The 2,428-nt window shown below is 68.3% G+C and carries 2 protein-coding genes; both read left to right on the top strand.

Translation table 11 applies throughout. The features are described 5' to 3' along the window. Positions 1–1,216, top strand: a 1,216-nt coding sequence (gene secD / locus H7I57_RS05495; protein ID WP_264022349.1) for a protein translocase subunit SecD, incomplete at its 5' end; no start/stop codon positions are given. Positions 1,217–1,219: 3 nt separating this feature from the next. Further along, positions 1,220–2,428: protein translocase subunit SecF (gene secF / locus H7I57_RS05490; protein ID WP_264022348.1), on the top strand; the 1,209-nt coding region annotated here is incomplete at its 3' end.

The raw sequence follows: 2,428 nt of genomic DNA, 5'->3' as shown, positions 1-2,428 counted from the left end.
GGCGCCGAGCCCGTCGCCTGGCCCTAGCCCCGCGCCCAGCCCGGGTCCCGGTGCGCCGCCCGCCCCGGGGACGTCGCCCGCGCCGCCACAGGACGACGACGACGTGCCCCTGGCGACCCGTATCCAGGACGAGAAGCGGCTGCGCCAGAGCGGTGAGCAGGCCATCCAGATCCTGGCGATGCAGTTCCAGGCCACCCGGTGCGGCGAGGAGGACGTGCTGGCAGGCAACGACGACCCCAACCTGCCGTTGGTGACCTGCTCGACCGACGGCCAGCAGGTCTACCTGCTCGACAAGTCGATCCTCACCGGTGAGCAGATCGAGAACGCCACCTCGGGGATGGACCCGCAGCGCGGCGAGAACGTCGTCGACGTGGAGTTCAAGAGCGACGGGGCCAAGATCTGGGCGGACTTCACCGCGGCCAACGTCGGCACCCAGACCGCGTTCGTCCTCGACTCCCAGGTGGTCAGCGCACCCCAGATCCAGGAGGCCATCCCGGGAGGGCGCACACAGATCACCGGACAGTTCACCCAGGATTCGGCGCGCGAGCTGGCCAACGTGCTGAAGTACGGCTCGCTGCCGCTGTCGTTCGAGTCCTCGGAGGCCGAGACGGTCTCGGCGACCCTCGGCTTGTCCTCGCTGCGGGCGGGGCTGATCGCGGGCGCCGTCGGTCTGGCGGCGGTGCTGCTGTACTCGCTGCTCTACTACCGGGTGCTCGGGTTGCTGGTCGCGCTGTCCCTGGTCGCCTCGGGCGCGATGGTCTTCGCGATCCTGGTGCTGCTGGGCCGGTACATCAACTACACCCTCGACCTGGCCGGAATCGCCGGCTTGATCATCGGCATCGGTATGACCGCGGACTCGTTCGTGGTGTTCTTCGAACGCATCAAGGACGAGATCCGCGAAGGTCGCTCGTTCCGGTCGGCGGTCCCGCGCGGCTGGGCCAGGGCGCGCAAGACCATCCTGTCCGGCAACGCCGTCACCTTCCTCGCCGCGGCGGTGCTGTACTTCCTGGCGATCGGCCAGGTGAAGGGCTTCGCGTTCACCCTGGGCCTGACCACGATCCTCGACGTCGTCGTCGTGTTCCTGGTGACCTGGCCGTTGGCCTTCCTCGCGTCGAAGTCGACGACCATGGCCAAGCCGTCCCTCAACGGGTTGGGAGCCGTCCAGCAGATCGCACGCGAACGCCGAGCGGCCGCACATGCGGCGGGACGGGGATAGCAGATGGCGTCAAAGCACAACCGCACCGAGACGCACAACCGCACCGAGACGACGACGGACGCCGTCGAGGCGCCCGATCTCGAGGCCACGGCAGCGGGTGCACCCAAGCACGGCTTCTTCGTGCGGCTGTACACCGGCACCGGCGCGTTCGAGGTCATGGGCAAGCGCAAGCTGTGGTACACGGTCAGCGCGCTCATCGTCATCGTTTCGATCGGCGCGATGCTGCTGCGCGGCTTCACCTTCGGTATCGATTTCGAGGGCGGCACGAAGGTGTCGTTCCCGCGCGGCGACGGTCAGGCCACCGCCCAGCAGGTCGAAGCCGTCTTCAGCGAGGCGGTCGGTCGGGCGCCGGAGTCCGTCGTGATCGTCGGCAGCGGTGGCACGGCGACGTACCAGATCCGCTCGGAGACGCTGAGCAACGAGGAGACCGAGGAACTCCGCACCGCGTTGTTCGACGCGTTCCAACCCCGCGGCGCCGATGGTCAGCCCAGCAAGCAGGCGATCAGCGATTCGGCGGTGTCGGAGACCTGGGGCGGCCAGATCACCCAGAAGGCGCTGATCGCGCTGGTGGTGTTCCTGGTCCTGGCGGCCATCTACATCACGGTGCGCTACGAGCGCTACATGGCGATCGCTGCGCTGACCACGCTCGTGTTCGACCTAGTGGTCACCGCCGGTGTGTACGCGCTCGTCGGCTTCGAGGTGACCCCCGCGACGGTGATCGGACTGCTCACGATCCTGGGTTTCTCCCTCTACGACACCGTCATCGTGTTCGACAAGGTGGAGGAGAACACCGAGGGGTTCGAACACACCACCCGGCGCACCTTCGCCGAACAGGCCAACCTCGCCGTCAACCAGACCTTCATGCGCTCGATCAACACCAGCGTGATCTCGGTGCTGCCGATCGTCGCGCTGATGGTGATCGCGGTGTGGCTGCTCGGCGTCGGCACCCTGATGGACCTGGCGCTGGTCCAGTTCGTCGGTGTCATCGTCGGAACCTACTCGTCGATCTTCTTCGCGACTCCGCTGCTGGTGACCCTGCGGGAGCGCACCGACGTGGTGCGCAAGCACACCAGACGGGTGGTGAACCGCCGCGCGACCGCGGCGGCCAAGGCCGCGGGCATCGAGCCGCAGGGTGGAGCGGTCGAGCTGTCCGGCGACGAGGTGGCCCCCGAGCCTGCGTCGGTGGCGGCCCCGGCTGCGCCCGCGGTCCCC

The sequence above is a fragment of the Mycolicibacterium pyrenivorans genome, assembly GCF_025821625.1.
Classification (GTDB): Bacteria; Actinomycetota; Actinomycetes; order Mycobacteriales; family Mycobacteriaceae; genus Mycobacterium; species Mycobacterium pyrenivorans.
The sequence above is the reverse complement of the archived record's forward strand: the minus strand, read 5'-3'. Positions and strand labels throughout refer to the sequence as shown.